Annotated in this window: 25 protein-coding genes and 1 tRNA gene; 9 read left to right on the top strand and 17 right to left on the bottom strand. The window is 66.8% G+C overall.

All coding sequences use genetic code 11. The features are described from left to right. The first annotated feature begins 35 nt into the window (after nt 1–35). The 3 genes from ACPPVQ_RS08175 to ACPPVQ_RS08165 all read left to right on the top strand — a co-directional run bounded on the left by ACPPVQ_RS08175 (nt 36) and on the right by ACPPVQ_RS08165 (nt 2,078). Nucleotides 36–905, top strand: coding sequence for an ABC transporter permease (locus tag ACPPVQ_RS08175; RefSeq protein WP_426520441.1), 870 nt, complete (start codon nt 36–38; stop codon nt 903–905). After that, nucleotides 905–1,642 (top strand): ABC transporter ATP-binding protein, encoded by a 738-nt coding sequence (locus tag ACPPVQ_RS08170; protein ID WP_426520439.1) that lies wholly within the window; start codon nt 905–907, stop codon nt 1,640–1,642. The genes ACPPVQ_RS08175 and ACPPVQ_RS08170 overlap by 1 nt, the downstream gene beginning before the upstream one ends. Before the next feature lie 121 nt (nt 1,643–1,763). Beyond that, nucleotides 1,764–2,078 (top strand): hypothetical protein, encoded by a 315-nt coding sequence (locus tag ACPPVQ_RS08165; protein WP_426520437.1) that lies wholly within the window; start codon nt 1,764–1,766, stop codon nt 2,076–2,078. A gap of 7 nt (nt 2,079–2,085) precedes the next feature. Here ACPPVQ_RS08165 and ACPPVQ_RS08160 read toward each other — a convergent pair whose 3' ends face one another. Beyond that, the gene (locus ACPPVQ_RS08160; protein ID WP_426520435.1) at nt 2,086–2,397 is read right to left on the bottom strand and encodes a helix-turn-helix domain-containing protein; all 312 of its coding nucleotides are present in this window, start codon (nt 2,395–2,397) and stop codon (nt 2,086–2,088) included. Between the two features lie 120 nt (nt 2,398–2,517). On the opposite strand from ACPPVQ_RS08160, the gene ACPPVQ_RS08155 reads away from it, so the two are divergent. Continuing rightward, nucleotides 2,518–3,423 (top strand): hypothetical protein, encoded by a 906-nt coding sequence (locus ACPPVQ_RS08155; protein WP_426520433.1) that lies wholly within the window; start codon nt 2,518–2,520, stop codon nt 3,421–3,423. A 28-nt stretch (nt 3,424–3,451) separates the two neighbouring features. Here ACPPVQ_RS08155 and ACPPVQ_RS08150 read toward each other — a convergent pair whose 3' ends face one another. From ACPPVQ_RS08150 to ACPPVQ_RS08135, 4 genes are all read right to left on the bottom strand, one after another. Then, entirely contained in the window at nt 3,452–4,342 is an 891-nt protein-coding gene (locus tag ACPPVQ_RS08150) for a glycosyltransferase family 2 protein (protein ID WP_426520431.1), read from the bottom strand. Next, on the bottom strand, nt 4,329–5,147 hold the full coding sequence (locus ACPPVQ_RS08145; protein WP_426520429.1) for a CDP-alcohol phosphatidyltransferase family protein: 819 nt from the start codon (nt 5,145–5,147) through the stop codon (nt 4,329–4,331). Before ACPPVQ_RS08145 ends, ACPPVQ_RS08150 begins: the two co-directional genes overlap by 14 nt. Nucleotides 5,148–5,149: 2 nt before the next feature. Further along, nucleotides 5,150–6,196, bottom strand: coding sequence for a glycosyltransferase family 2 protein (locus tag ACPPVQ_RS08140; RefSeq protein WP_426520427.1), 1,047 nt, complete (start codon nt 6,194–6,196; stop codon nt 5,150–5,152). A gap of 126 nt (nt 6,197–6,322) precedes the next feature. Then, nucleotides 6,323–8,014 (bottom strand): S1C family serine protease, encoded by a 1,692-nt coding sequence (locus ACPPVQ_RS08135; RefSeq protein WP_426520425.1) that lies wholly within the window; start codon nt 8,012–8,014, stop codon nt 6,323–6,325. A 184-nt stretch (nt 8,015–8,198) separates the two neighbouring features. Here ACPPVQ_RS08135 and ACPPVQ_RS08130 point away from each other — a divergent pair, with 184 nt between their 5' ends. Next, entirely contained in the window at nt 8,199–9,410 is a 1,212-nt protein-coding gene (locus ACPPVQ_RS08130) for a pyridoxal phosphate-dependent aminotransferase (protein ID WP_426520423.1), read from the top strand. Here the strand turns inward: ACPPVQ_RS08130 and ACPPVQ_RS08125 are convergent. The 8 genes from ACPPVQ_RS08125 to ACPPVQ_RS08090 are packed head-to-tail and all read right to left on the bottom strand — an operon-like array spanning nt 9,389 to nt 16,745. Then, nucleotides 9,389–10,195, bottom strand: a complete 807-nt coding sequence (locus ACPPVQ_RS08125) for a carbon-nitrogen hydrolase family protein (RefSeq protein ID WP_426520421.1) — start codon at nt 10,193–10,195, stop codon at nt 9,389–9,391. The two genes, ACPPVQ_RS08130 and ACPPVQ_RS08125, sit on opposite strands and share 22 nt — an antisense overlap. After that, complete coding sequence (locus ACPPVQ_RS08120; protein ID WP_426520419.1) at nt 10,185–11,939, bottom strand: sensor histidine kinase; 1,755 nt, start codon at nt 11,937–11,939, stop codon at nt 10,185–10,187. The genes ACPPVQ_RS08125 and ACPPVQ_RS08120 overlap by 11 nt, the downstream gene beginning before the upstream one ends. After that, nucleotides 11,936–12,334, bottom strand: a complete 399-nt coding sequence (locus ACPPVQ_RS08115) for a response regulator (protein WP_426520417.1) — start codon at nt 12,332–12,334, stop codon at nt 11,936–11,938. Before ACPPVQ_RS08115 ends, ACPPVQ_RS08120 begins: the two co-directional genes overlap by 4 nt. Then, nucleotides 12,331–12,471, bottom strand: coding sequence for a hypothetical protein (locus tag ACPPVQ_RS08110; protein ID WP_426520415.1), 141 nt, complete (start codon nt 12,469–12,471; stop codon nt 12,331–12,333). Before ACPPVQ_RS08110 ends, ACPPVQ_RS08115 begins: the two co-directional genes overlap by 4 nt. After that, on the bottom strand, nt 12,468–13,958 hold the full coding sequence (locus ACPPVQ_RS08105) for a glycosyltransferase (protein WP_426520413.1): 1,491 nt from the start codon (nt 13,956–13,958) through the stop codon (nt 12,468–12,470). The genes ACPPVQ_RS08110 and ACPPVQ_RS08105 overlap by 4 nt, the downstream gene beginning before the upstream one ends. A gap of 2 nt (nt 13,959–13,960) precedes the next feature. Further along, nucleotides 13,961–14,683 carry a PHP domain-containing protein gene (locus ACPPVQ_RS08100; RefSeq protein WP_426520411.1) on the bottom strand — a complete coding sequence of 241 codons (723 nt, stop codon included), beginning with the start codon at nt 14,681–14,683 and terminating at the stop codon, nt 13,961–13,963. Next, nucleotides 14,683–15,681, bottom strand: coding sequence for an ATP-grasp domain-containing protein (locus ACPPVQ_RS08095; RefSeq protein ID WP_426520409.1), 999 nt, complete (start codon nt 15,679–15,681; stop codon nt 14,683–14,685). The genes ACPPVQ_RS08100 and ACPPVQ_RS08095 overlap by 1 nt, the downstream gene beginning before the upstream one ends. Continuing rightward, nucleotides 15,678–16,745, bottom strand: coding sequence for a response regulator (locus tag ACPPVQ_RS08090; protein WP_426520407.1), 1,068 nt, complete (start codon nt 16,743–16,745; stop codon nt 15,678–15,680). The genes ACPPVQ_RS08095 and ACPPVQ_RS08090 overlap by 4 nt, the downstream gene beginning before the upstream one ends. A gap of 117 nt (nt 16,746–16,862) precedes the next feature. Between ACPPVQ_RS08090 and ACPPVQ_RS08085 the strand changes: the two genes are divergently transcribed. Beyond that, nucleotides 16,863–16,939: transfer RNA gene (locus tag ACPPVQ_RS08085), tRNA-Met, on the top strand. 165 nt (nt 16,940–17,104) lie between these two features. On the opposite strand, the gene ACPPVQ_RS08080 is transcribed toward ACPPVQ_RS08085, so the two are convergent. After that, nucleotides 17,105–17,401: a hypothetical protein gene (locus tag ACPPVQ_RS08080; protein WP_426520405.1), complete on the bottom strand. Its 297-nt coding sequence runs from the start codon at nt 17,399–17,401 to the stop codon at nt 17,105–17,107. Nucleotides 17,402–17,587: 186 nt separating this feature from the next. Between ACPPVQ_RS08080 and ACPPVQ_RS08075 the strand changes: the two genes are divergently transcribed. Further along, nucleotides 17,588–18,253, top strand: coding sequence for an NUDIX domain-containing protein (locus ACPPVQ_RS08075; protein WP_426520403.1), 666 nt, complete (start codon nt 17,588–17,590; stop codon nt 18,251–18,253). Here ACPPVQ_RS08075 and ACPPVQ_RS08070 read toward each other — a convergent pair. Next, entirely contained in the window at nt 18,237–18,809 is a 573-nt protein-coding gene (locus tag ACPPVQ_RS08070; RefSeq protein ID WP_426520401.1) for a PASTA domain-containing protein, read from the bottom strand. The two genes, ACPPVQ_RS08075 and ACPPVQ_RS08070, sit on opposite strands and share 17 nt — an antisense overlap. A gap of 198 nt (nt 18,810–19,007) precedes the next feature. Here ACPPVQ_RS08070 and ACPPVQ_RS08065 point away from each other — a divergent pair, with 198 nt between their 5' ends. Beyond that, entirely contained in the window at nt 19,008–19,409 is a 402-nt protein-coding gene (locus ACPPVQ_RS08065; RefSeq protein WP_426520399.1) for an SHOCT domain-containing protein, read from the top strand. 159 nt (nt 19,410–19,568) lie between these two features. Continuing rightward, the gene (locus ACPPVQ_RS08060; protein WP_426520397.1) at nt 19,569–20,708 is read left to right on the top strand and encodes an ROK family protein; all 1,140 of its coding nucleotides are present in this window, start codon (nt 19,569–19,571) and stop codon (nt 20,706–20,708) included. Nucleotides 20,709–20,744: 36 nt separating this feature from the next. Here the strand turns inward: ACPPVQ_RS08060 and ACPPVQ_RS08055 are convergent, their stop codons facing one another. Beyond that, nucleotides 20,745–21,275 carry a hypothetical protein gene (locus ACPPVQ_RS08055; protein WP_426520395.1) on the bottom strand — a complete coding sequence of 177 codons (531 nt, stop codon included), beginning with the start codon at nt 21,273–21,275 and terminating at the stop codon, nt 20,745–20,747. Then, nucleotides 21,275–22,405 carry an ROK family transcriptional regulator gene (locus ACPPVQ_RS08050; protein ID WP_426521183.1) on the bottom strand — a complete coding sequence of 377 codons (1,131 nt, stop codon included), beginning with the start codon at nt 22,403–22,405 and terminating at the stop codon, nt 21,275–21,277. The genes ACPPVQ_RS08055 and ACPPVQ_RS08050 overlap by 1 nt, the downstream gene beginning before the upstream one ends. Nucleotides 22,406–22,485 lie beyond the last annotated feature (80 nt).

Below are 22,485 nucleotides of genomic sequence, written 5' to 3'. Positions count from 1 at the left end.
CGTAAGTGGTGGAGCCGGACAATACGATGGGTTTCGTGAGTACATACGCCGAAGTGCGCCCCGGGCAACGCACGCGTTCTGCTCGCTACCGTCATTCGCTGTGGCTGCTGACCAAGCGCGACCTCCGGGTGCGGTACTCGACGAGTGCCCTCGGCTATTTCTGGTCGATCCTCGATCCGCTCGTCATGAGCGCGATCTACTGGTTCGTCTTCACGCAGATCTTCAAGCGGTCGGTCGGCGAAGACCCGTATATCGTCTTCCTCCTGGCTGCTTTGCTCCCCTGGATGTGGTTCAACGGCACCGTGTCGGACTGCACGCGCGCCTTCATCCGCGAGGCCAAACTGATCCGGTCGACCACGATCCCCCGCACGATCTGGGTCAATCGCCTCGTTCTGTCGAAGGGTATCGAGTTCCTCGCCTCCCTGCCGGTGATCGCCCTCTTCGCGATCATCAGCCATGCGAGCCTCAACTGGAACATCCTCTTCTTTCCGCTGGCCGTGCTCATCCAGGCGATCCTGACCGTCGGTGTCGGTCTGATCGTCGCCCCGCTCGTGGTGTTCTTCCGCGACCTCGAACGAGCGGTGAAACTCTTCCTGCGCTTCCTCTTCTATGCCTCGCCGATCATCTACAGCGCGCGCGACCTGCCCGGCGGATGCACGCCCGGCATCGCGGCGAAACACTGCGCCACCGCCGTCGGCCAGCAGGCGGACACGCTCTTCAGCTGGCACTTCTGGGCGGCCTTCAACCCGCTCACCGGCATATTCAGCCTGTACCGCTCGGCGTTCTTCCCTCAGGAGCTCGACTGGTTCCTCGTGGGGGTCGCCACGATCATGTCGCTCCTTCTCCTCGCTGTCGGCTTCTTCGTCTTCAAACGGTGCGAGCGCGCCGTGCTGAAGGAGATCTGATGACCGCGCCCGTCATCGAGGCCCAGTCGATCGGCATCCGCTTCCGGCGCAATCGTGGCGGCCGCCGCCTTTTCAAAGACCTCTTCTCCTCGAGCAACCGGCGCAGCAAGCCCGATGAGTTCTGGGCGCTGCGTAACGTCAGTTTCGATGTCCAGCCCGGCGAGTCGATCGGCGTCGTCGGCCGTAACGGCCAGGGAAAGTCGACCCTTCTGAAGCTGGTCGCTGGCGTCGTGCTTCCCGATGAGGGAGATGTCGTCGTCGCAGAGGGCGTCGCCCCGCTGATCGAGATCACCGGCGGCTTCGTCGACGACCTCACCGTGCGCGACAACGTCTACCTGACGGCCGGCCTCCACGGGATGACCCGGTCGCAGATCGACGACCGTTTCGACGACATCATCTCGTTCGCCGAGATCGAGGACTTCGTCGACACCCCGTACAAGCACCTCTCGAGCGGAATGAAGGTGCGCATCGCGTTCTCCGTCATCTCGCGCCTAGAGGAGCCCATCATCCTGGTCGACGAGGTGCTCGCCGTCGGCGACCGTGGGTTCAGGGAGAAGTGCTACGCACGGATCGAGGAACTCCTCGACGGCGGTCGCACGCTGTTCTTCGTCTCCCACAACGAGAAGGACCTGCGCCGGTTCTGTTCGCGCGGCCTCTACCTCGACAAGGGCAAGCTGGTGCTGGACGGGCCGATCGACGACGTTCTCGCGCTCTACAACACGGATTACGGCGTCTGACGCCTTCTCGCTGACCGTCGGCTCCTCCACAGCAGACGCGTTCTTCTCGTTGTCCACAGAAATCATCGGCGGCGCTGCCGAGACCACGAGGATGGTCGGATGCGGCACTTAGCGTTGCCGCATGATCCGACGCAGAATTTCGCGCATCCTCAGACCGCTCGTTCGCCGTCCGGCCGCTTACCGTGTGCCCTGGCAGGTCGAGCGGGCCGCTGCCCCGCATTACCGCATCCGGAACACCGGCGACGACACCCTCCGTGGAGTGACGGTCAGCGTGTTCGGAACGTCGAGATTCAGGGTTGCGGCACCCGCGATCGTGCGTCCGGGTGGCGCTATCCATGCCACGACCAGTGGGCCCGACCCGGCACGCGACACGATCGTGGTCGTCCGCTGGTTCGCGCCCGATGGCGCAGAGTACCTGTGGCAGGTGAGCTTCTGAACGGGCCTCAGCCTGCGGAGCCCGACCGCAGGTTGCGCTCGCGGATGTATTCGGCGGCGGTCAGTGCATGCATCCGTTCAGGCAGGTCACCCTGACCCAGACCCGCGACGAGTGACGCGGGGTCGACGCCCAGCACCGCGGCGATCCGCACGATGGTGTGGAGACTCGGGTTCGCGACGCCGCGTTCGATCTTGCCGAAGTTCGTCACGTGCATCTCGGCGAGGTCGGCGATGCTCTCCTGGCTGAGGCCGAGGACCAACCGGGCATCCCGGACACGTTCACCGAACAGACGGGCGGCTTGTGAGTGCGGTTCAGGCATACATCATGACTATTGGTCCCAAGCATCCAAATCCAGAGCGCGTTCGCCTCTACTGTTTGTGCCGTAAGCACATAGTACCGGCAATGCATGCAATTCGGGTCAGACGTAGACTCGAGTGCGATGGCACGTACACCGAAACCGATCGTCTCGTCGACGGGGGGAACGCCGCGCGGCGGCCAGACACCCCGTCGTCTCAACCGCGGAATCGACCGTTTCCTCGCGATTCAGCGACCAGTGGTGCTCGCTCACCTCCGATCCATACGGCGACGCAACCAGAACGCGACACCCGCGGAACTCGCAACGATTCTCGAACGCCGGTACGTCGCCGCGGTCACGACGGGAGGTGCCGCTGTCGGAGTCACGGCGGTCGTGCCGAGTATCGGTACCGGTGTGACTCTCGCTCTGTCCGGCGTCGAAACCGCCGGATTCCTCGAAGCGACGGCGCTGTACGCGCAGTCGCTCAGCGAGCTCCACGGCATCGCGGTCGACGACCCAGAGCGAGCGCGCGCCCTCGTGCTCACGATGATGCTCGGGCATGAAGGCTCTGATCTCGTGCGTCAGCTCGCCGGTCAGGTCAGTGGTTCCGGTCCGAGCCGGTCGGCGTACTGGGGCGAGCTCGTCGCGTCCAGTCTCCCGCGCGCCGTCGTGGGTCCTCTTGTCGACCGCCTGAAGGCAACGTTCCTGCGCCAGTTCGCTGTGCGTGGAGGAGCCAGTATGGTCGCACGTGCGATCCCCTTCGGGATCGGTGCGATCGTCGGCGGCGCCGGCAACAATATGCTCGGCCGGCGAGTCGTGCAGAATTCGCGCCTGGCGTTCGGTCCGGCTCCCGAAATCTACGTCCATGCGCTCGACCTGCCCCCTCTCGTCGTCCGCTCGCGTCCATCCGCGCTGACGGCTGCCGGTGGCGGGCTCAGGAAGTTCGGCGACGCCGCCGGTGGTGCCGCCGCACGTGCCGGGCGGCTGGCGAGCCGGGCACTTCCCCGGCCGAAGACCCAACGTCGGCCGAAGGCAGCCCCCGAAGCGTGACGACCGCGAGGCCGCCGCGAGCGCGACCTCAGACGATCGGGGGCCGTCCAGCGCGCGCCATACGCCACACCGTGCGCCAGGAGATCGGCCTGCGCTCCCGCGGATCGGTCGTCCAGCCCTCCGACCAACCACCGAACCATGCGGCGAGCGCCGATGGCCGGCGGAACCAGCGGAGCACCTGGATGCCGGTCCAGGCACCGACGTACAGCGGGATGAGGACCCCGGGAAGATTGCGGCGTGCGAGCCACACACGGTTGCGCGCGTTCAGGCGGTAGTAATACGAATGCCGGGTGGGCTCGATTGCCGGGTGGTGGGCCTCGAGATCGCCTGCATACCACGCGCATCGGCCTTCATCCCAGACGCGCCACGCCAGCTCGATCCCCTCATGGGCGTAGAAGAACGGATCGGCCCACCCGCCGGTCGCTTCGAACACGTCGCGCGGTATGACCACGGCGCCTTCCCACACCGAGAAGACGACGCTCGACGCGTCGGCCTCGCCCTTGCGGATGCGCGGAACCCAGCGCCGCGGCGACGTGCGTCCCGACGGATCGACGACCCGCGGCTGGATCATCCCGATCGCAGGGTCGCGCCGCAGGTGGGCAACGGCATCAGCGAGGAAGTCCGGCGATGGGATGCTCGCGTCGTCATCCAGGAAGAAGAGGACTTCGCCGGTGACGCAGGGCACCCCGCGATTGCGGCCCGCGGGAATCCCCAGGTTCTCCTCGAGTGCGAGCGTGCCAACGCCGTCCGGGAGCGGAGGCTGGGCGGTCGCAGGATCCCAGCCGTTGCCGACGACGACGATGTCGGTGGAGACACCGCGCTGGGCGAGAACCGACTCGATTCCACGCCTCAGGTCGTCTGGCCGTCTTCCCTGGGTGAGGATGACGACCCCGAAGGACGTCGCCTCAGGAACGGACACGCTTCGACGCCATGATTGCCACGAAGTGCCCGATGAGCGCGAGCAGCGCCAGCGGCACCAATACGGCGACGAGGATGCGGTTCGCGAGTTCGTCACCGATGAACAGCCCGACGATCGCCGCAAGCAGCGCGAGCATCGTCAGCTCGACTGAGTGGTAGAGCCGGTGGAACGGCACGAAGCGTGCCGCACGCCGCAGCCTGGAGACGAGACCGTGTGTCGGCGCCGACTCGCCGTGCGTGTCCGCGAGCTTCGCCAGGCCAGCGTTGGCGCGTGCGACATGGACCATGTCGTTGAGGGCCTTGTTGAGCACGATGATGAGCGCAAGCGTCACGCCGAGAGTCGTCCAGAGGTAGCCGGATGGCGCCTGGAACGGGAGACCGGCGGCGCGAATGCCCAGCACGACCGGGATCAGCGCCTCAGTCGTGTAATGCCCGACCTTGTCGAGGAAGACGCCGGCAGGCGACGACGTGCCACGCCAGCGTGCGACCTCGCCGTCGCAGCAGTCGACCAGCATCTGGAGTTGCCCGAGGATGAGCGCGAGTACCGCGCCCCAGATTCCCGGGATCAGGAGGGCGGCAGCTGTCGACCATCCGACCAGGATCATCAGCCCGGTCACACCGTTGGCCGAAATGCTGGTCTTGAGCAGCAGCCAGGTCAGGTACGGCGACAGGTTGCGGAGATAGAGCGACGCCGTCCAGTGTTCAGCGTTGCGCCGCCCGCGAACTTCGGGCGGCTGGGCGACCGCGCGCAGTTCCGCGATCGAGGTCGGATGGGCGCCATGGGGCGCGGTTCCAGAGGCGTCCACGACTACCTTCCTGTGTGTGCTGTGATGTTGCGGGTGAGCGAGAGGAAGCCCAGCACGAAGCCGATCCCCCAGCAGAAGTGGATGCAGGGCAAGACTACGAGAAACCACAGCGTGGCGCGCAGACCGACGGCTCGCCCGAGCACGATGGCGGCGACGATGACGATCAGCGCATAGAACACGGGGATCGCGAAGCCGATGAGCAGCCATGGCGTCGCCCCGACCGCCGCCTGCACGATCCCGGCGATCCCGAGGAGCAGACCGAGGGTGACGGCGACCACCATCGCCGGTGGGACGAAGTAGCGGATACCGTTGGCAGCGGGAAAGCGGCGCACGAGTTCGCCGCGCCAGACCCCGGTGGAGACGAACTGCCGTGCGAGCCGGTCGAGGTTCGGCCTCGGGCGGTAGGTGACCTTGAGGCGCGGTGTGAACCAGACGGTTCCACCCGAAGCACGCAGGCGCCGGTTCAACTCCCAGTCCTGGCCCCGCTTGATGTCTTCGTCGAAGAGCCCGACGTCGAGAAGACGCTGTCGCTGGAAGACGCCGAGGTAGACGGTCTCGGCCGGCCCCTCTTCGCCCCCCACGTGGAGTTTGGTGCCGCCCAGTCCGATGCGGCTGCCGTACGCGCGGGCCACCGCACGTTCGAACGGAGTGATGCCCTGGGCATCCATGATTCCGCCCACGTTGTCGGCGCCGGTCGCCAGAATCGTCTCGACCGCGATGCGCGTGTACTCGACGGGAAGGACCGAGTGTGCGTCGACGCGCACGACGATCGGATAGATCGAGGACTCGATCGCGAGGTTCAGCCCGGACGGCGTCGAGCCGATCTCGTTGTCGACGATCTTGATGCGCGGATCGGCTGCGGAGAGCTCCGCGACCAGTTCCGTCGTGCCGTCGATACTCGGCCCGAGCGCAAGGGTGACCTCGAACGGCCCCGCGTAGTCCTGGGCGAGCAGGCTGTCGACGGCGGCCCTGACGTGGGTGACCTCGTTCAGCACGGGCATGACGTAGGACACACCGGGGAGGGTGTGCTCTGGTGCCTGTTCCGCCATCTGATCCATTCGCCGTTCGGGTCGGTTGAGCTTATCAGCCGGTGCGTTTCGGTTTTCTGGCGACGCACACAGGAAGCCGCCCCCGCGGCTGGTCCACGGGGGCGGCTCGAGCGGTCGCGAGGCGACCTACTTGGTGCTGAGGGTTCCGAGCGTGACGGTCGTGGTCTTCGTCGCACCACCGCGGACGTACGTGACGTCTGCCGTGGTTCCGCCGGCGACCGCGCGCACCTGAGCAGTCAGGTCGGTCGCGCTGGTGATCGGCAGTCCGTTGAAGTTGGTGATGATGTCACCGGACTGCAGGCCGCCCTTGGCAGCTGCGCCACCGCTGGTGACATCCTTGATCTCAGCGCCGACGGTCGTGCTCTTGGTGTCGCTGGTCGCGTCTGCGACCGAGGCGCCGAGGAGGCCGTGGCTCGCCTTCCCGTCCTTGATCAGCTCCTGCGCGATGCGCTGGGCCAGGTTCGCCGGAATGGCGAAGCCGACGCCGATGCTTCCCGACTGTCCGCTCGTGCTCGACGTGTCGCTCGCGCTGGCGATCGCCACGTTGATGCCCATGACCTGGGCCTTGTCGTTCAGGAGCGCGCCACCGGAGTTGCCGGGGTTGATCGCTGCGTCCGTCTGGATGACCGGGAGCGAGATCGTCGCGGTCGGCGTCTGCGTCTGCGTTCCACTGCCGCTTCCGCCGCCCTGGCCGGGGAGGTCGAAGTTCCACAGGTTGAACGGGCCACCGCTGTTGCCGCCGTTGCCGTTGCCCTGCGTGCTGTCGCCGCTGCTGGGCGCTGCCGACGATGCGATGCTGATGCTGCGGTTGAGTGCGGAGACTATACCGTTCGTGACCGTTCCGGACAGGCCGAGCGGGGCGCCGATCGCAACAGCCGTGTCACCGACGTTGAGCTTGCTCGAGTCGGCGAACGTCGCCGGCGTGAGCCCGCTGGCGTTGTTCAGCTTGATGACGGCGAGGTCGGTGGTCGGGTCGGTGCCGATGACCTTGGCGCTGTAGAGCTTGCCGTCGTTGTCCTGAACCTGGACGGTGACGTTCGACGCCTGCCCATCGAGGGTGACGACGTGCGTGTTGGTGAGCACGTAGCCGTCGGACGAGAGGATGATGCCGGAACCGGTGCCGCCTGAGCTTCCTCCGGTCACCGAGATCGTCACGACACTGGGCGACGCCTTGGCGGCGACCGCCGTGACGACGGTGGCGTCGTTGGGGTTGTTGACCGTGATGTTCGTAGCACCGGATGCGTTGCTCGACTTCACGGTGGTGCCCTGGGATGCGGCGTAGATACCGACGACACCTCCGCCGGCGACGCCGCCGATCAGGGCGCCGATCGCGAGGGTCGCAATGATCAGTCCGGTGTTGCGCTTCTTCACGGGCTTTGCGGCTCCGGGCGCCAGCGGCGCCGTCGGCTGGGTCGCGTAGCCGTTGGGTGCGGCATACGGTGCGTAGTTCGGGGCGGCCGGCTGCCCGAACGCTCCGTGGCCGTAGTTGGGCTGCGGGGCCGTCGGCTGCGCTGCCGTCGGCTGCGCTGCGGTCGGCTGGGGGTAGGTCGGCTGCGCTGCGGCCGGCGCGGCCGACGGTGCGAGCGGAACGGTGGGCTGTGTCTCGGCTGCCGTCACAGGGGCCGCGGCCGGAACATCGGCCTGGGGTGCGGGAACCTCGGCGGCCGGAGCGGCAGTCGTCTCGGTTGCGGGAGCCTCGGGAGTGGGCTCTGCTGCTGTCTCGGCGGCAGGCTCGTTGACCGACTCGGTGCGGTCGATTTCTGGCTGCGCCTTGGCGGACTCCGGCGTGATATCAGAGCCGTTCGTGTTGTCGGTCATGGTGTTGCTCCTTCCAAGCACTCACAGCATCCGCTTCGTACCTGAGCATTCTATTTGGACGCCCTGTGAGCGACCTTCCGCCTGTCAATGAACTCTCCCGCGGCCGTTCGGGCACCACCGCAGCGCAAAGCCGTAGGTTTGTCTGTGACGCCGTTCTCAGTTTCGAGAGCCACAAGGGAGCAGCATGGCCGTTTCAGGATCGTGGCAGCGGGCCGCGCGGGGCGCCGGCCTCCTGTCGCCGGACGGCCGGAGCGCACCGACCATCTTCGCCGAGATGAGCGCGCTGGCGGCACGCACCGGCGCTATAAACCTCGGGCAGGGATTCCCTGACGAGGACGGACCGGCCGAGGTCCTCGAAGCGGCCGTCGAGGCGATCCGGGCTGGCGTGAACCAGTATCCGCCGGGCATCGGGATGCCTGACCTGCGCCTGGCCGTCGCCGAGCACCAGGCGCGGTTCTACGGCATCCGCCTCGATCCCGATCGCGAGATCCTGATCACGGCGGGTGCGACCGAGGCGATAGCCGCATCCCTGCTCGCCCTGCTCGATCCGGGCGACGAGGTCGTCACGTTCGAGCCGTTCTACGACGCGTACGGTGGGCTCATCGCGCTCGGGAACGGCGTCCACATCACCGTCCCTCTGACGGGCGCAGACTTCCTGCCGGACCCGGATGCGCTCAGGGCGGCCGTGACCGATCGCACTCGGGTCATCCTCGTCAACAGCCCGCACAACCCGACCGGCTCCGTGCTGCCACTCGAGACGCTCGAGCTGATCGTCGAACTGGCCCACCGTCACGATGCGATCATCGTGACCGATGAGGTGTACGAGCATCTCACCTTCGGGGTCGGGCACATTCCGATCGCGTCGCTCCCCGGAGCCCGCGAGCGCACGGTGAGCATCTCGTCGGGCGGCAAGACGTTCAACACGACGGGGTGGAAAATCGGCTGGATCTCGGCCCCCGCCGAACTGATCACGGCGATCCTCGCCGTCAAACAGTTCCTGACCTACGTCAACGGTGCGCCGTTCCAGCCCGCGATCGCGACAGGCCTGCGCCTCGGAGACGACTACTTCACCGGCATCGCCGGCGACCTCCGCTCGAAACGGGATGTGCTCTCGGCCGGGCTGCGCAGCGCGGGCTTCGAGGTCGCGGAGTCGCACGGAACGTATTTCGTCGTCGCCGACGCAGCACCGCTCGGGTTCACCGATGCCGTCGACTTCTGCCGGCAGCTCCCGGAGCTCGCGGGTGTGGTGGCGATCCCGCTGTCGGCGTTCTGCCGGGGCGAGTATGCGGCGAGCGCGGCATCCCTCGTACGATTCGCGTTCTGCAAGAGGGTCGACGTGCTCGAGCGGGCCGCCGCCCAGCTCGCCGGGCTGCGTCAGCGCTCGACGACGCGATAACGCCGAAGCGCCAGAGACGGATTCGCCTGCCGCACGGCGTCGAGACGTTCCCGGGAGAGTGTCGCCGTAACGAACCCCGGTGCCTCGCCGAGCGCGGCGAGAGCGACACCCATCGGATCGAGGATCACGCTGCCGCCGACACCGATCGGAGGCGTCTGGTCGGCGGCCGCGACGTACACGGTGTTCTCGATGGCGCGGGCGGTCAGCAGCGTCGACCAGTGCTGTTCCTTGAGCGGACCGCGCACCCATTCGGCAGGCACGAGCACCAGTTCGGCCCCGGCATCGACCAGCCGGCGCGTCACCTCGGGAAACCGGATGTCGTAGCACGTCTGCATGCCGACCCGGAAGCCGTCGAGGTCGAAGATCTGGGGTTCACCGAGCGCGCCGGGCACGACCCACGAGGACTCGGACGCGCCGAACGCGTCGTAGAGGTGCTGCTTGCGATAGGTCGCCTGCACGGCGCCGTCCGGCCCGACCGCGACGAGCGTGTTCGAGAACCGGGCCGGGTCGTCGACCCGCTCGACGAGCCCGGCCACGACATGGATGCCGTGGAGGGCGGCCAGGCCCGCGAGGTGCGTGACGAAGGGCCCGTCGAGCGGCTCCGCTGCTTCGATGAAGGCTTCGCCGAGCGGATGCACGAAGAAGGACGAGTATTCGGGGAACACCACCAGGCGCGAACCACGTGCGGCCGCACGGTCGACGAAACAGGCGATCGCCTCGCGGTTGGCTGCGGAATCCGACCCGGGCGCGAACTGCGCCACCGCGACTGTCGTTTCAGGACTCATCGAGGTCCCTCCCTTCGAGTGGGAGCCGCACAGTGAATGATGTGCCGGACCCCTCTTCGCTCGCAATGCTCATGCGGCCGCCGTGCGCCGTCACGATCGCCTTGGTGATGGTGAGGCCGAGCCCGACGCCGGGGACGGCGTTGCGGGTCGCGGTCGACGCCCGGAAGAATCGCGTCGAGAGTTGACTGAGCTCGACCGCAGGGATCCCCATGCCGGTGTCGCTGACGGTGATGCACGCATCCGGACCGTCACGGTCGAGCCCGACGGTGACCGTTCCGCCGGCGGGCGTGAACTTGATCGCATTCGAGATGAGGTTGTCGACGGCCTGACCGATCCGCTGCGCGTCGCCCTTGACAAGCAGCGACCGGTCGCCGATCTGCGCGAGGAGCTCGATGCCCGCGCTGGATGCTGCGGGCCCGGCCGATTCGATCGACGACCCGACCACCTCCGCGACATCGAGCTCACGGAGGTTGAGCGGGAACTGGCCCGACTCCACCTGCGCGGTGAAGAGCAGGTCGCCGACGAGCCGGAGGAGCCGGTGCGCGTTTCGCTCTGCCACGCCCAGGTATTGCAGCTGTTCGTCGGAGAGGGGTGATTCCTCGTCGTCGCGCATCAGCTCGAGGTAGCCGAGGATCGAGCTCAGCGGCGTGCGGAGCTCGTGCGAGATGAGTCCGACGAATTCGTCCTTGAGCCGGGCGAATTCGCGTGCCTTCGTCATGTCCGTCGCAACGAAGATGAAACCGATCCGATGACCGTTCTCGTCGAGGCGCGGCGTGGCTGTGACCTGGACGGGAACGTGTTTCCCGTCGGCGCGGACGTAGGTCCAGTCACGCGCTTCGGCGTATCCCGCGCGCACGGCGTCGACGAGCGCCGAGAAGTCCTCGGGGCTCGAAACGGTCGTGATCCGGGCATCCATATCGTGAAGCCGGTCCTCGAGCTCAGTAGCCAGGTGGAAGTCGACGACGTGCCGCCCCGCCGCGCGCACCTGTTCCTGGGTGAGGCCGAGCATCTTCTCCGCCCCCGGATTCCAGACATCGATCAAGCCGTCGAGGTCGGTGCCGATCACCGACTGCTCGGTGACGGCGTTCCAGATACTCAGGATGAGGCGGTTCGCGGTCTTGAGCCTCGCCTCGTTCAGTGCCAGCTCGTCGGTCGCACGGACGGTGCGATCGAGGAGTTCCTTGCGCTGCTCAGACGCGGCCTCGGCCGCGGCAAGCTGTTGTCGCACGCGATGGGCGATTTCGTTGATCACGAAAGCGACGATCAGGTAGATGACGGGAGCGTAGAAAGCGCGAACCACATCGGTGCCCGTCGTCGAACCGTCGAACGGGATGAGGGTGGCGAACAGCACCAGGAAAGTTCCGACAGCGGCGATCAGCGCGTTGACACGGCCTTCCTCGGTCGCGATCCAGACGAAAGGCAGCAACAGGATCGCGTTGAACGGCGATGCAGCTCCTCCTGTGGCAAGGCGGAAGAAGCCGACAGCGACGAGCGACACCACCGGAACGACGATCGCCGCCTCCGTGTTGAGCCGGTGCCACGGCACGGCGACCGCCAACAGGCTGGCAAGCAATACGAGTCCTACGGCGACGATGAAGAAAACCGGGCTTGTGATGTGGGCGATCGGGTTGGGCACCAGGAGAAGCACAATCGCGAGAGCGAACGCGAAGATCGTCGGCACCTGCTTGACGAGCGGTGACGGCGAATCCAGGGACACCCTGGCGAGAAGGCGATCGAAAGTCACGCGGGGTCCGTTCGGTCGAGCATCTCGGTGATCGTGGCAGCCAGCTCGCGGGGACTGAACGGCTTGACGATGAACCGGTCGGAGCGCACCTCGACCGACGCCTGGTCGGTGAGCATCTGCACAGACGCCGACACCACGAGGATGAGCGTCGAATCGAACCGGCTGTCCGCCCGCATGCGGTCGGCGACCTCGAGCCCGCTCATCCCCGGCATCGAGATGTCGAGCACGACGAGGTCGACCCCGCCGCCGTCGATGGCGTCGAGTACGGCCTGCCCGTTGTCGACCGCGGCTACGATCTCGACAGCCGCCCGCTGTGCGGCGATGATCATCAGGGCCCGGATGTCCGGGTCGTCGTCCGCAATGACCACCCGACGCACCACTGCAGTTTCGCTCACGAGAAGAACACCACCCGGATGGCCACCAGGACCCCGACGACCAGCAGGGCGATCACAGCCTTCGGTATCAGGCCGTATTCGGCCCGACGGTCGGCAGCGATCTCATCCTGCAGCTCGACCTGCACGTCGTGGTTCATCCGAGAACCCTCCCCGTCTTCTCTGTCTTGTCCCAGGTCTGCGCGGCGCCCTGCCATTCCTTGATGTACGAATCGACCGTCACTGCGCACAGCATCGGGCCGTAGCCCACGATATAGGTGAGCAACGGCGAGAAGATCCGACCCACCTTCGTCGAGTCGATGAGTTTGACCAGCCACGCGGCGACCATCGAGAGGGTGATCCAGGCGTACACGAAGAGGGTCCACGCCGTCTGGGCTGCCGGGCTGAACTCGACTCCGAACCAGCCGGGGACGACCTGTTCGATGAGCCCGGGAAAGAATGCCGATATGAGCACGACGATCGAGATGAGGCCGGGAAAAAGGATCGCTTCGCGCCAGCTGCTCCGGCCGGTCCTGCCGTCGAGTTGCACGCCGAGCACCATGGCGAAGACGTAGGTGCAGGTCGCGAGCGCCCAGGTCGAACGGAACACGGCCGCCGCGAGGTCGCTCTGCAGCAGGAACAGCCCGATGAGCCCGATGGTCGACAGCACCATGGCTACCGGGAGCAGGAAGATGCTGAACCAGAACACGCCGAACGAGATGCTCCCGAGGCGGTGCTTCTTCGACGGGCGGAACCAGAGGTTGCGGTACATCTTCGTGACCTGCACATTGCCGCGCGCCCAGCGCAGCCGCTGCTTCCAGAGGGCGGCGATACGGTGAGGCTCCTCCGCCAGCACGACGGCGTACGGTTCGAATACCACCCGGCGGCCGCCGACCTGAGTGCGGAACGTCGTGACCGTGTCCTCGGCGAGCGACGACGTATCGATCTGGCCGCCGATGGCTTCGAGGTTCGCCCGCGAATGCAGCTGCGCGCCCCCGGCGAGGCAGGCGATGGCGCCGAGCACGTTCTGGGCGCGTCGGGACGCCGCCTGCGCGAGCACGTATTCGAGCCCGATGAAGCGGGTGAGGAAGTTGCGGTCAGAGCTGCCTTCCCTGATGTAGGCGGTGACCGCACCGACCTCCTCGTCGGCGAGATGACGAGTCATGCGCCGCAGCGAGTCCGGAAGGTAGATGACGTCGGCATCCATGATCAGGAGGGCCTCCATCCAGTCCTCAACGAGCACGGCGCGGATGCCGTGGTTGAGTGTGTGCGCCTTGCCCTCCCCGCCCTTCTCGCGCCGGAGATGGAACACACGGCCCGGATGCTGCGCGGCCTTGCCGAGCACGACCTCGGCCGTGTCGTCGGTGCTCGCATCGTCGACGACGTAGATGCGCAATGCGTCCGCCGGGTAGTCGAGCGACAGAAGCCGGTCGATGGATGCACCGATGACCGCACCTTCGTTCCAGGCCGGAACGATCACCGCGACACGGGGAAGGTAGGGCGCCGCCCGCCCGAAATGGTTGATGAAGGCGTGGAACGGGATGATCACGAACTGGTAAGCGATCGCGACGATGGGAACGGCGCCGATCGCCACGAAGATGAGCAGGACGATCGTGAGCACGGTCAGCCAGAACGTGGTCCCGTCCATGGCTACCTCGACCCTGCATCGCGGAGGATTGCCGCGACCCGCTCGTAGCGGCCGACGTCGCCGGCCGAGTGGCTGTCGGTCGATGCGACGACGCGCGCACCCGCATCCAGGGCAGCACGGATTGCACGTGGCCCCGGACATCCCCACTTCTCGTTGACCTCGATTATCGTTGCGGTGGCGGCAGCCGTCCCAGCCCACGAGCGAAGCTGGTCGTCACCCAGCTCGTCCTCCGACAATCCGACTTTCGGCAGGATGGAGAACCAGTGTGCGAGCTGCGCGTTCGCGGTCGACTCCATCGCCCGGTTGCCCGCGACGATGAGCAGGTCGAGCGCGTCCGAGGCTGCGAGGCCGCCCGACAGCTTCTCCCGTGTCTGCGAGGGCGACCACGGACCGTCCGTCCCGGGGAACTGGTGGTCGCCGATGACGATCGCGTCCAGGCCGCTGATGCCCGCGAGGAGGCCAGGGGGAACATCGACCGCTCCCGACGCGTCGAGCAGCTTCGCTTCGACCCCGGTGAAGACGGTGAGCGACGGATCGCGGGGCTCGGCCGCCACGGCCGCCACGAACTCGGGAACCCAGGTCGTCGCCTGCCGCACGTGATCGGTCAGCCGTATCTCACGCAACCCGACCGCTGCTGCCGCCGCGAGGTTCTCGCCGAGTGAGCTTTCGGCGTCGTCCGAGAACGTCGAATGGACGTGGTAGTCGCCGAGGAGGACCTCCGTCACTACTCACCCGGCCCGTCTGAGTGCGCCGCATTCTCGGAGACGAGTACATCTGCGGGATCGAGGAACACGTCTTCGAGGAACCGCACGTTGGCCAGTTCGACGAAGTCGACGGTCTCCGGAACGTCGCGTCCGATCACCAGGTCGTGCAGAAGGGACGGCATGTCGACCCCCGACGCGATCGTGAGAGGCATCGCCCCCGGGAAACGCGGGTTCACCTCCAGGAGCGCCGGGACCCCGGAGGAGCTGTACCTCAGCTGCACGTTGGCGACACCGGACAGCCCGATGGCGCGAGCGACCGCTGCGGCCGTGTCGGAGAGCTCAGCCCGCCGCACGGTGCGTCCCGCGATGGAGACGCCGGAGTCGACGCGTTCCCGCGAACGGGGAACCGCTGCGATGACCGAGCCGTCGAGGCCTGCGAGGACGTCGACCGAGAACTCGTCACCGGGAAGGTGCTCCTGGATGATATTGCTCTCGTCGTCACCGAGCGCTTCGAGCGCCGCGCGGTCCTCGACCAGGCGTACCCCCCGCGAACCGGCGCCGCTGCGCGGCTTGACGATCACCGGAAAGCTCCAGTCGTGGTCGCGCCCCTCGCCGTTGAGAAGCCGCGTCGTGGGAACGGTGACGCTTGCGCTGCACCGCTCGGCGAGCAGGTACTTGTCGAGGCAGACGGCGAGGGTCACCAGGCTGGGAGCCGCGAGGCGCGTGCCCACGGCGAGCAGGTCATCCCGTCGCACAGCCAGCCCGGGCAGCTCGACGTCGACGGTCGAGAACAGCACGTCGATCCCGTCTGCCCTGCACTGTTCGATGACGTGATCGACGAATCCGGCGGAACGCCCGGCGGGCACGATCCGGCGGCGATCGGCGCCGACCAGGTAGAGCCCGCTCGCCCAGCCGTCCATGTCGGCGGCGAAGACGTCGACGTCTTCGCGCTTCAGCAGGGACCGAAGCACGGCGACGCCGGCCGGCCCCCCGACGCCGGTCACGAGAACACGTGTCATGGACGCTCACCTTTCAGCCGGTCACTGGCAGGGACCGATGACGCAGGCACGGAGATGTCGGCCGTATCCTTGATCACCTCGAGGGGTTCACAGCTCGTGCCGCCGCCGAACCGCGACCAGTAGCGGGCGGTCGCCAGCACGAAGTCGGGTTCGAGATACGCACGCACCTCGGTCTGCGACTGGAAGCAGCGGATGAGCGCCAATTTCGCTTCGGTGAAACCGTCGATCGGCACGAAACGGGTCGGACGGAAGTCGATGGTCGCCGACGGACTCTGGTAACAGCAGACCGTACGCACCGAACGGGTGGCGACCAGCGTCGCAGCATGGACGGCCCGATGGTCCTGGTGGCGTTCGTGGGCACTGTGGGTGTAGACGATGTCGGGCCGCACCTCGGCCACGATGCGCTCGATGATGCCGACGGTCGGGTCGGCCGCCGAGATCTGCGTGTCCTCGAGGTCCTCCATGAAGAGGCGGGCGCCCAGCAGTTCGGCGGCCGCCAGCGACTCGTCCTGGCGGTCGTCGGCATCCCCGCCCCGTGCGCCGCGCGAAAGCGTCAGGATGACGACACGGTTGCCGGCTGCGCGATGGGCCGCGAGGATCCCGCCGACGCCGATCTCCACATCGTCAGGATGCGCACCGACGGCCAGGACCACCTGCGGCTCCTGGGCCGTCTTGGTGAGACGTCCTTTGGAGGCCAGCCGGGTCACGATCGAGACGAGATCGGCGGAAGAGACGGGCTTGGTCAGGAATTCATCGGCCTGGGCCCGCAACGCTGAGACGGCGTACTCGATCGAAACGTGGGCCGTCATTACGACGACGGGCATGCCCGGATACGACACGCGGAGTTCCTTGAGCAGGTCCAGCCCGCTGATCCCCGGCATCTCGATGTCTGTGATGACCATGTCGGGTTCGAAGTCCGCAATGCTGTGGAGGGCGATCGCCGGATTCGTGATGGCCAGGACGACGGCGTCGGCGCGTTTCTCGAGCACGGTCTTCATGTACAGCGCGACATCGGGATCATCTTCGATCACGCAGACCCGGTACTTCTGCATCGCCTTCGCCATCGGCTCCCCCTCTTTGTTCAACTCTATGGGCCGGTACGCGATATTCCACTCCGGCCGAGCCGGTACTGCCGCCGGTTCGGAGAGCTCGCCCTGACGTGCTAGAGTAAATTCTTGTGCCGCGGGGTGGAGCAGTTCGGTAGCTCGCTGGGCTCATAACCCAGAGGTCGCAGGTTCAAATCCTGTCCCCGCAACCATGCGAAAGCACAAACAGAAGCCGTTTCCGGAGAAATCCGGAAGCGGCTTCTGCCGTGGAGGGGCGTCCCATCCACACGTTTTTGCCTATAAGCGGCCAACTCTGTGGTTCGCGCGGCACAAAGGAACCCCGCACCGGGATCGGCGCGGGGTTCCACAAGCGTGCGCTACTGACTGATCGTCACAGGTAGGCCGTTCGACGTGCAGACAGTGACCGGCAGACCCGAGTGGGTCACCTGGGTCGCGAGGACGGCAACCGGGCCGACGTTGACGCCGCAAACCTGCGCCACGACTTGCGCCACAATGCCGATGTGTGCGTTGTTGAGGACGTTGACGTCACCGATACCCACGTTGACGAGACCGCCCTGCACGACCGGCGCCGCATTCGCGGGCGCCGCCATTCCAGCAAACAGCAGCCCGCCCGCAAGTACTCCCCCAGCGATGGCCTTCTTGGCGATGTTCATTTCTCATTCTCCTTTCGGTTGGTGTCCTGCAGTTATCCGCGGGAGTGTAGGCGCGCAAATGCGGCAGGTTAACCCCCCTCTTCTGAATTTCCCTCGGATTCTCAGAATCACCCGCGGAGGACGCGTCGTAGCACGGGGCCGGCAACCGCGGCGTATCGTCGCACTGACGATCGAAGGGATCCCAGAATGAACGGAGTCGACGAACCGGATGATCGGGGCCGCATGCACCTGGATCGCACGGGCCTCGATCTCGACCGCAATCCCCGCGTCGTCGTCACGGATGTCCGGCTCCTCGCCTCCGACTGGCACATCCTCAGGACCTCGACCATCGAATATCAGCATGCAGACGGCCACTGGTCGACGGAACGGCGCGAGACATACGACCGCGGAAACGGCGCGACTGTGCTGCTCTACGATCCCGAGCGACGCACTGTCCTGTTGACCCGCCAGTTCCGGTATCCCGCATACGTCAACGACCATCCGGACGGCATGCTGCTCGAGACGGCGGCCGGCCTCCTGGACGATGATGACCCCGAGACCGCGATCAGGCGCGAGGCGGTCGAGGAAACGGGATACGACATCGGCGATCCGGAGCATGTCTTCGACGTATACATGAGTCCCGGATCCGTCACGGAGAAGCTGCACTTCTATGCCGCGCCGTACCGCGCATCCGAGCGTCTCTCGGCCGGCGGCGGCATCGCTGACGAGGGCGAGGACATCGAGGTCGTCGAGCTGTCCTTCGACGCGGCCCTCACGGCGATCGGCGACGCCATCGTGGACGCGAAGACGATCATGCTGCTCCAGTGGGCTGCACTCAGCGGACCGTTCGCACCGGTCACGAACCGAGAGTGACGGTGACGGTCTTGTCCTTCACCGTCGACGGCCCCGGTGACGGCACCTGACTCACGATATTGCCCAGCGTTCCCTGGGTGATCGCGGTCGGGTCGACGACGAGCCGGAGCTCGAGGCTGCCCAGTGCGAGGAGCGCGTCGGTGACCGACTTTCCCATGAGGTCGGGCACGACGATCGAGCCGCCGCCCGACCCGCCTGCCGCCGTGGTCAGTTTCTCCTGTGCCTGCTCGGACGCCTTCGTCGAGAAGTAGTACGCGATCGCGCTTCCGACCGAGGCGGTCAGGCCGCCGATCAGAGCGCTGGTCGTCGTCGCATTGTTGCCGGCGATCTCAGCGGCCGTCAGCACGAGCAGACCGACGACGAGGCTCACAGCGATCCAGCTGCGGACCACACTCCGGTCGGCACTGCTCGAGGCGGTGGCGGCGCGCGGCCAGCCGTTGACGACGAGCAGTACGCCGACGACGACCACGACCAGGATGATCGCGCCCGTCAGAGCCCACGGGGGCAGGCTCCCCAGGGTCGTCGATGGGGCCGATTCGGCCGTTGTTCCTTTCATGGTTCCTCCCTGGTGGTGCATTCCAGAGCCTCGTCCCCCCGGCGCTCCTGCGCATCGGAGTGACCTCCGATCTTCGGTAGGTGACCCCACGGACCCCGACGAAAGAGCCATGAACATCGAATGCTGGCCGTCGCGTGCGCTTGCCCGCTAGATTCTGAACTGGGGCATGGCGTCCCACCAGAAAGGGGCACACGAAACATGGACTTTTGGAATAACTTCTGGAACATCATCTGGATCTTCTTCTGGAGTTTCGCGTTCATCGCGTACCTGTTCGCACTCTTCGCGATCATCGGAGACCTGTTCCGCGACCACAAGCTGAACGGATGGTGGAAGGCGGTCTGGATCATCTTCCTGGTCTTCGTCCCGTTCCTGACCGCGCTGATCTACCTGATCGCGCGCGGCGCCGGCATGGCCCAGCGCAGCCAGAAAGAGGCCCGCGAGGTCCAGGCGGCGACGGACACCTACATCCAGCAGGTCTCGGGCTCCAGCTCGCCTGCGGATGAGATTGCGAAGGCGAAAGCACTTCTCGATGCCGGCACGATCACCCAGGCGGAATTCGACCACCTGAAGTCGCGCGCGCTGGCACACCCGGGCGCATAACGCCTCAACCAAGGCCGCGGGATCGTTCACCGATCCCGCGGACTTTTTACGCGCTCCCTCCGCCGTCCACGCCGCGTGTCCGGGCCGGCCCGACCGAGAAACGATTCGTGATTCGCTAGGGTCGGATGCGGGGGCGACACCCCATCGAGGAGCGGATACGTGGCAGAAGATCACGGCAAGGCGACACAGGCCGCCGTTCGCGAGCGCAATCTCACGAACGCCCTGCAGCTCGTGTTGTCGGGCAAGGGATCGGCGACGCGAGCCAGCATCGCACGTCGCACGGGGCTGACGTCGGCCACCGTCTCTTCCCTGCTCAACGGGCTGATCGCGGAAGGCCTGGTCATCGAGGGCCAGCGGGCCGAGAGCACCGGCGGCAAGCGGGCCACGACACTGCAGATCGACGCGGAACGGCACGTACTCCTCTCTGTGATCGTGCAGCCCGGTCTTGTTCGCGGTGCGGTCGTCAACCTGCTCGGCGACGAGGTACTGACCGTCACGCAGCGCCCGGTCTCGGCCGGAGAGATCGCGGATGTCCAGCTGGTCGTGCGAAAACTCGTCGCGGCAACGCAGGCCCGCGTTGTCGCGATCGGCATCCAGGTCCCCGGCATCGCCGACGGGCCGTTGATCCGGGAGAGCGTCCAGCTGAAGTGGACGGACGTCAACCTCGCGGATGCGCTGGCGGGCATCGCCGACGCCCCCGTCCACCTCGTCAACGATGCCGATGCCGAGGCCCTGGCCGACTACTCGAATTCCGACCAGTTCGGTGCGAACCAGATGTTCGTGTCCCTCAGTACAGGAGTGGGGGCCGCCTTCATCGTCGACGGCGCCCTGCTGCGCGGCGCCGCCCATCGGGCAGGCGAGATCGGGCACGTTCCCGTTCTCTTCGGTCCGGATGCTCCGGCCTGCGCGTGCGGAAACCGAGGCTGCCTCGAGGAGGTCGTCTCGGTGACGTCGCTGCTCGGCCTGCCGCACGGTGCCGACCTCGAGTCGGTCGACCTCGCGGCGCTGGCCGAACGTCCCGATTCGCGCGAGAGGATCGCGTTCGGCGCAAAGGTGCTGGCGCGCGCGCTGCTTCTCGTCGGTGCCGCTCTCGACGTGCCGAACGTCGTGCTCGGCGGAGCATCACCCCGGCTCGGCGACGAGTTCATCGGGCACGTGCGCGCCGAGGCAGCCCGCCACACCGTGCGTGCCGCCATGCCCCTCAGTTTCCGCTATGCCAGGACCGGCTCCACCCAACCGTTCCGCGGCGCAGCGCAGCACGCCCTGCACAGCTCGCTGGGCATCTCGTGGTCCCTGTGACGCGGTTGGGGCCGGCGCACCGCAAGTGAGCCGGGATCAGGCGGCGAGCGGGTCGCCCGCAAGGAGGTCGACGAGTGCGGCTCCGTGCTCCTGGTCGTAGCCGAACGTCGCGATGTCGGCGTAGGCGAGGTCGTGCAGGGTGGTGCCCATATCGACGACGAGTACAGTCCGGCAGGTCGAACGGAGGTGATCGATCACCGCCCGCGCGTATTCGTGCCGGTGGTTGTCCACGCCGAACAGTATGACGGGCGTTCCTGTCGCGAGCACCAGCCGCGGGTCATCGCCCTCGGCAATCTGGATCACCGGGTTGTCGAGCCATTGCCGCGCCATCCGAGCGCCCGTGCCCGCCCACACCTCGGCGAACGGCACCCACCGCGGCACACCGAGAACATCGTTGTCGACCGATTCGAGACGGACGATCGTGCTCCTGCCCCGGAATGACGTGAACAGCCGTCTCGCTTCGGGCGTGTACGCGAACGACCGGGCCGGGTCGGGCCGACGGTCGCTGCGGGCCGGGAACCACTCCGGCTGGACGCGCTGCTCCGGAACGCCGACGACCATGGTCATCAGGAGACTCCGAGCTGGCCGGAGAGGACCATGACCGCCGATCCTCGCACCACGATGTCGCGGCCCAGGCCGGTCATCCTGATCGTCGCATCGGAGTGGAATCCTGCCATCGTACGATTTCGGATCGTCTCGCCGACCGCGTCGATCAGCGGTCCGTCGAGGAGTTCGGTCGGCCCACTCAGTACCACCTCGGAGAGGTTCAGTGCACCGATGATCGGGGCAAGCGCGACCCCGAGTCGCTGCCCGGCTTCGCGGAGCACCGGCGCGACCGGCTCCCCCGCGATGGCCGCAGCGGCGACGCGGGACTCGAGCCGGGGCACGGCCAACCACGCCTCGAGGCATTTCTCGCGGTCGTACGGTGCCTCGGCGCCATCGTCGGTCCCGACCATGACCTGGCCGATCTCGCCCGCGGCGAAACGGCTGCCGAACACGAGAGCCCCTGCAACGAGCAGGCCCGAGCCGACACCGTGTCCCACCTTGACGAGCATCATGTCGCCGTCAGCGTTACCGAATCCGTGTTCGGCGAGCACCGCGACGTTGGCATCGTTGGCGACGAACACCGGCAGCGAGGTGCGTTCCCCGACGATGCGCTGGAGTTCGAGGTCTGACCAGCCGAGGTTGGGCGCGGCGATCACCACCCCGCTGGGGTCGACGATACCGGGCGACCCGATGCCGATGCCCAGCACCGGCGCGGTCGCCTGCGCCACGAGCCGGTCGACCAGATCGAGCACCTTGGCTGTCGCCTCGTCGCCCCGACTCGTCGCGAGGGGTATTTCGGCGCTGGCGAGGATCACCCCGTCGATGTCGAGCACGGCACCGCGGAACACCGAGTGCTCGCTCAGGTCGACTCCGATGATCTGCGTCGCGGCCCGGTTCATGTCGAGGAGGACCGCGGGTTTGCCCGGTCGGGCGTCGTCTCGCTGGCCGAGTTCGACGACCAGTCCTTCCGCGATCAGGCCGGCCACCAGGTCTGAGATCGTCACGCGGGTGAGACCGGTCTCGCGAGCGATGTCGGCGCGGCTCACCTGCCCCGCCCGGTACAGAGTCTGGAGCACCAGCGATCGGTTGTGAGTCCGCGCGTGCTCCGGGAGCACCTTGGTCCTGGGGCGGAGGGCCCGGCCTGGAGCCATCCCGCGATCCAGTGCGATGGGGCCCGTGTCACCCAGCGGCGAGCGTTGTCCGTTGTCGACCAGCATGTTTGTTAGTAAAG

The organism is Leifsonia sp. McL0618, assembly GCF_049994905.1.
Classification (GTDB): domain Bacteria; phylum Actinomycetota; class Actinomycetes; order Actinomycetales; family Microbacteriaceae; genus Diaminobutyricibacter.
Note: the sequence above shows the minus strand (reverse complement) of the source record. Positions and strands in the feature narration are given on the sequence as shown.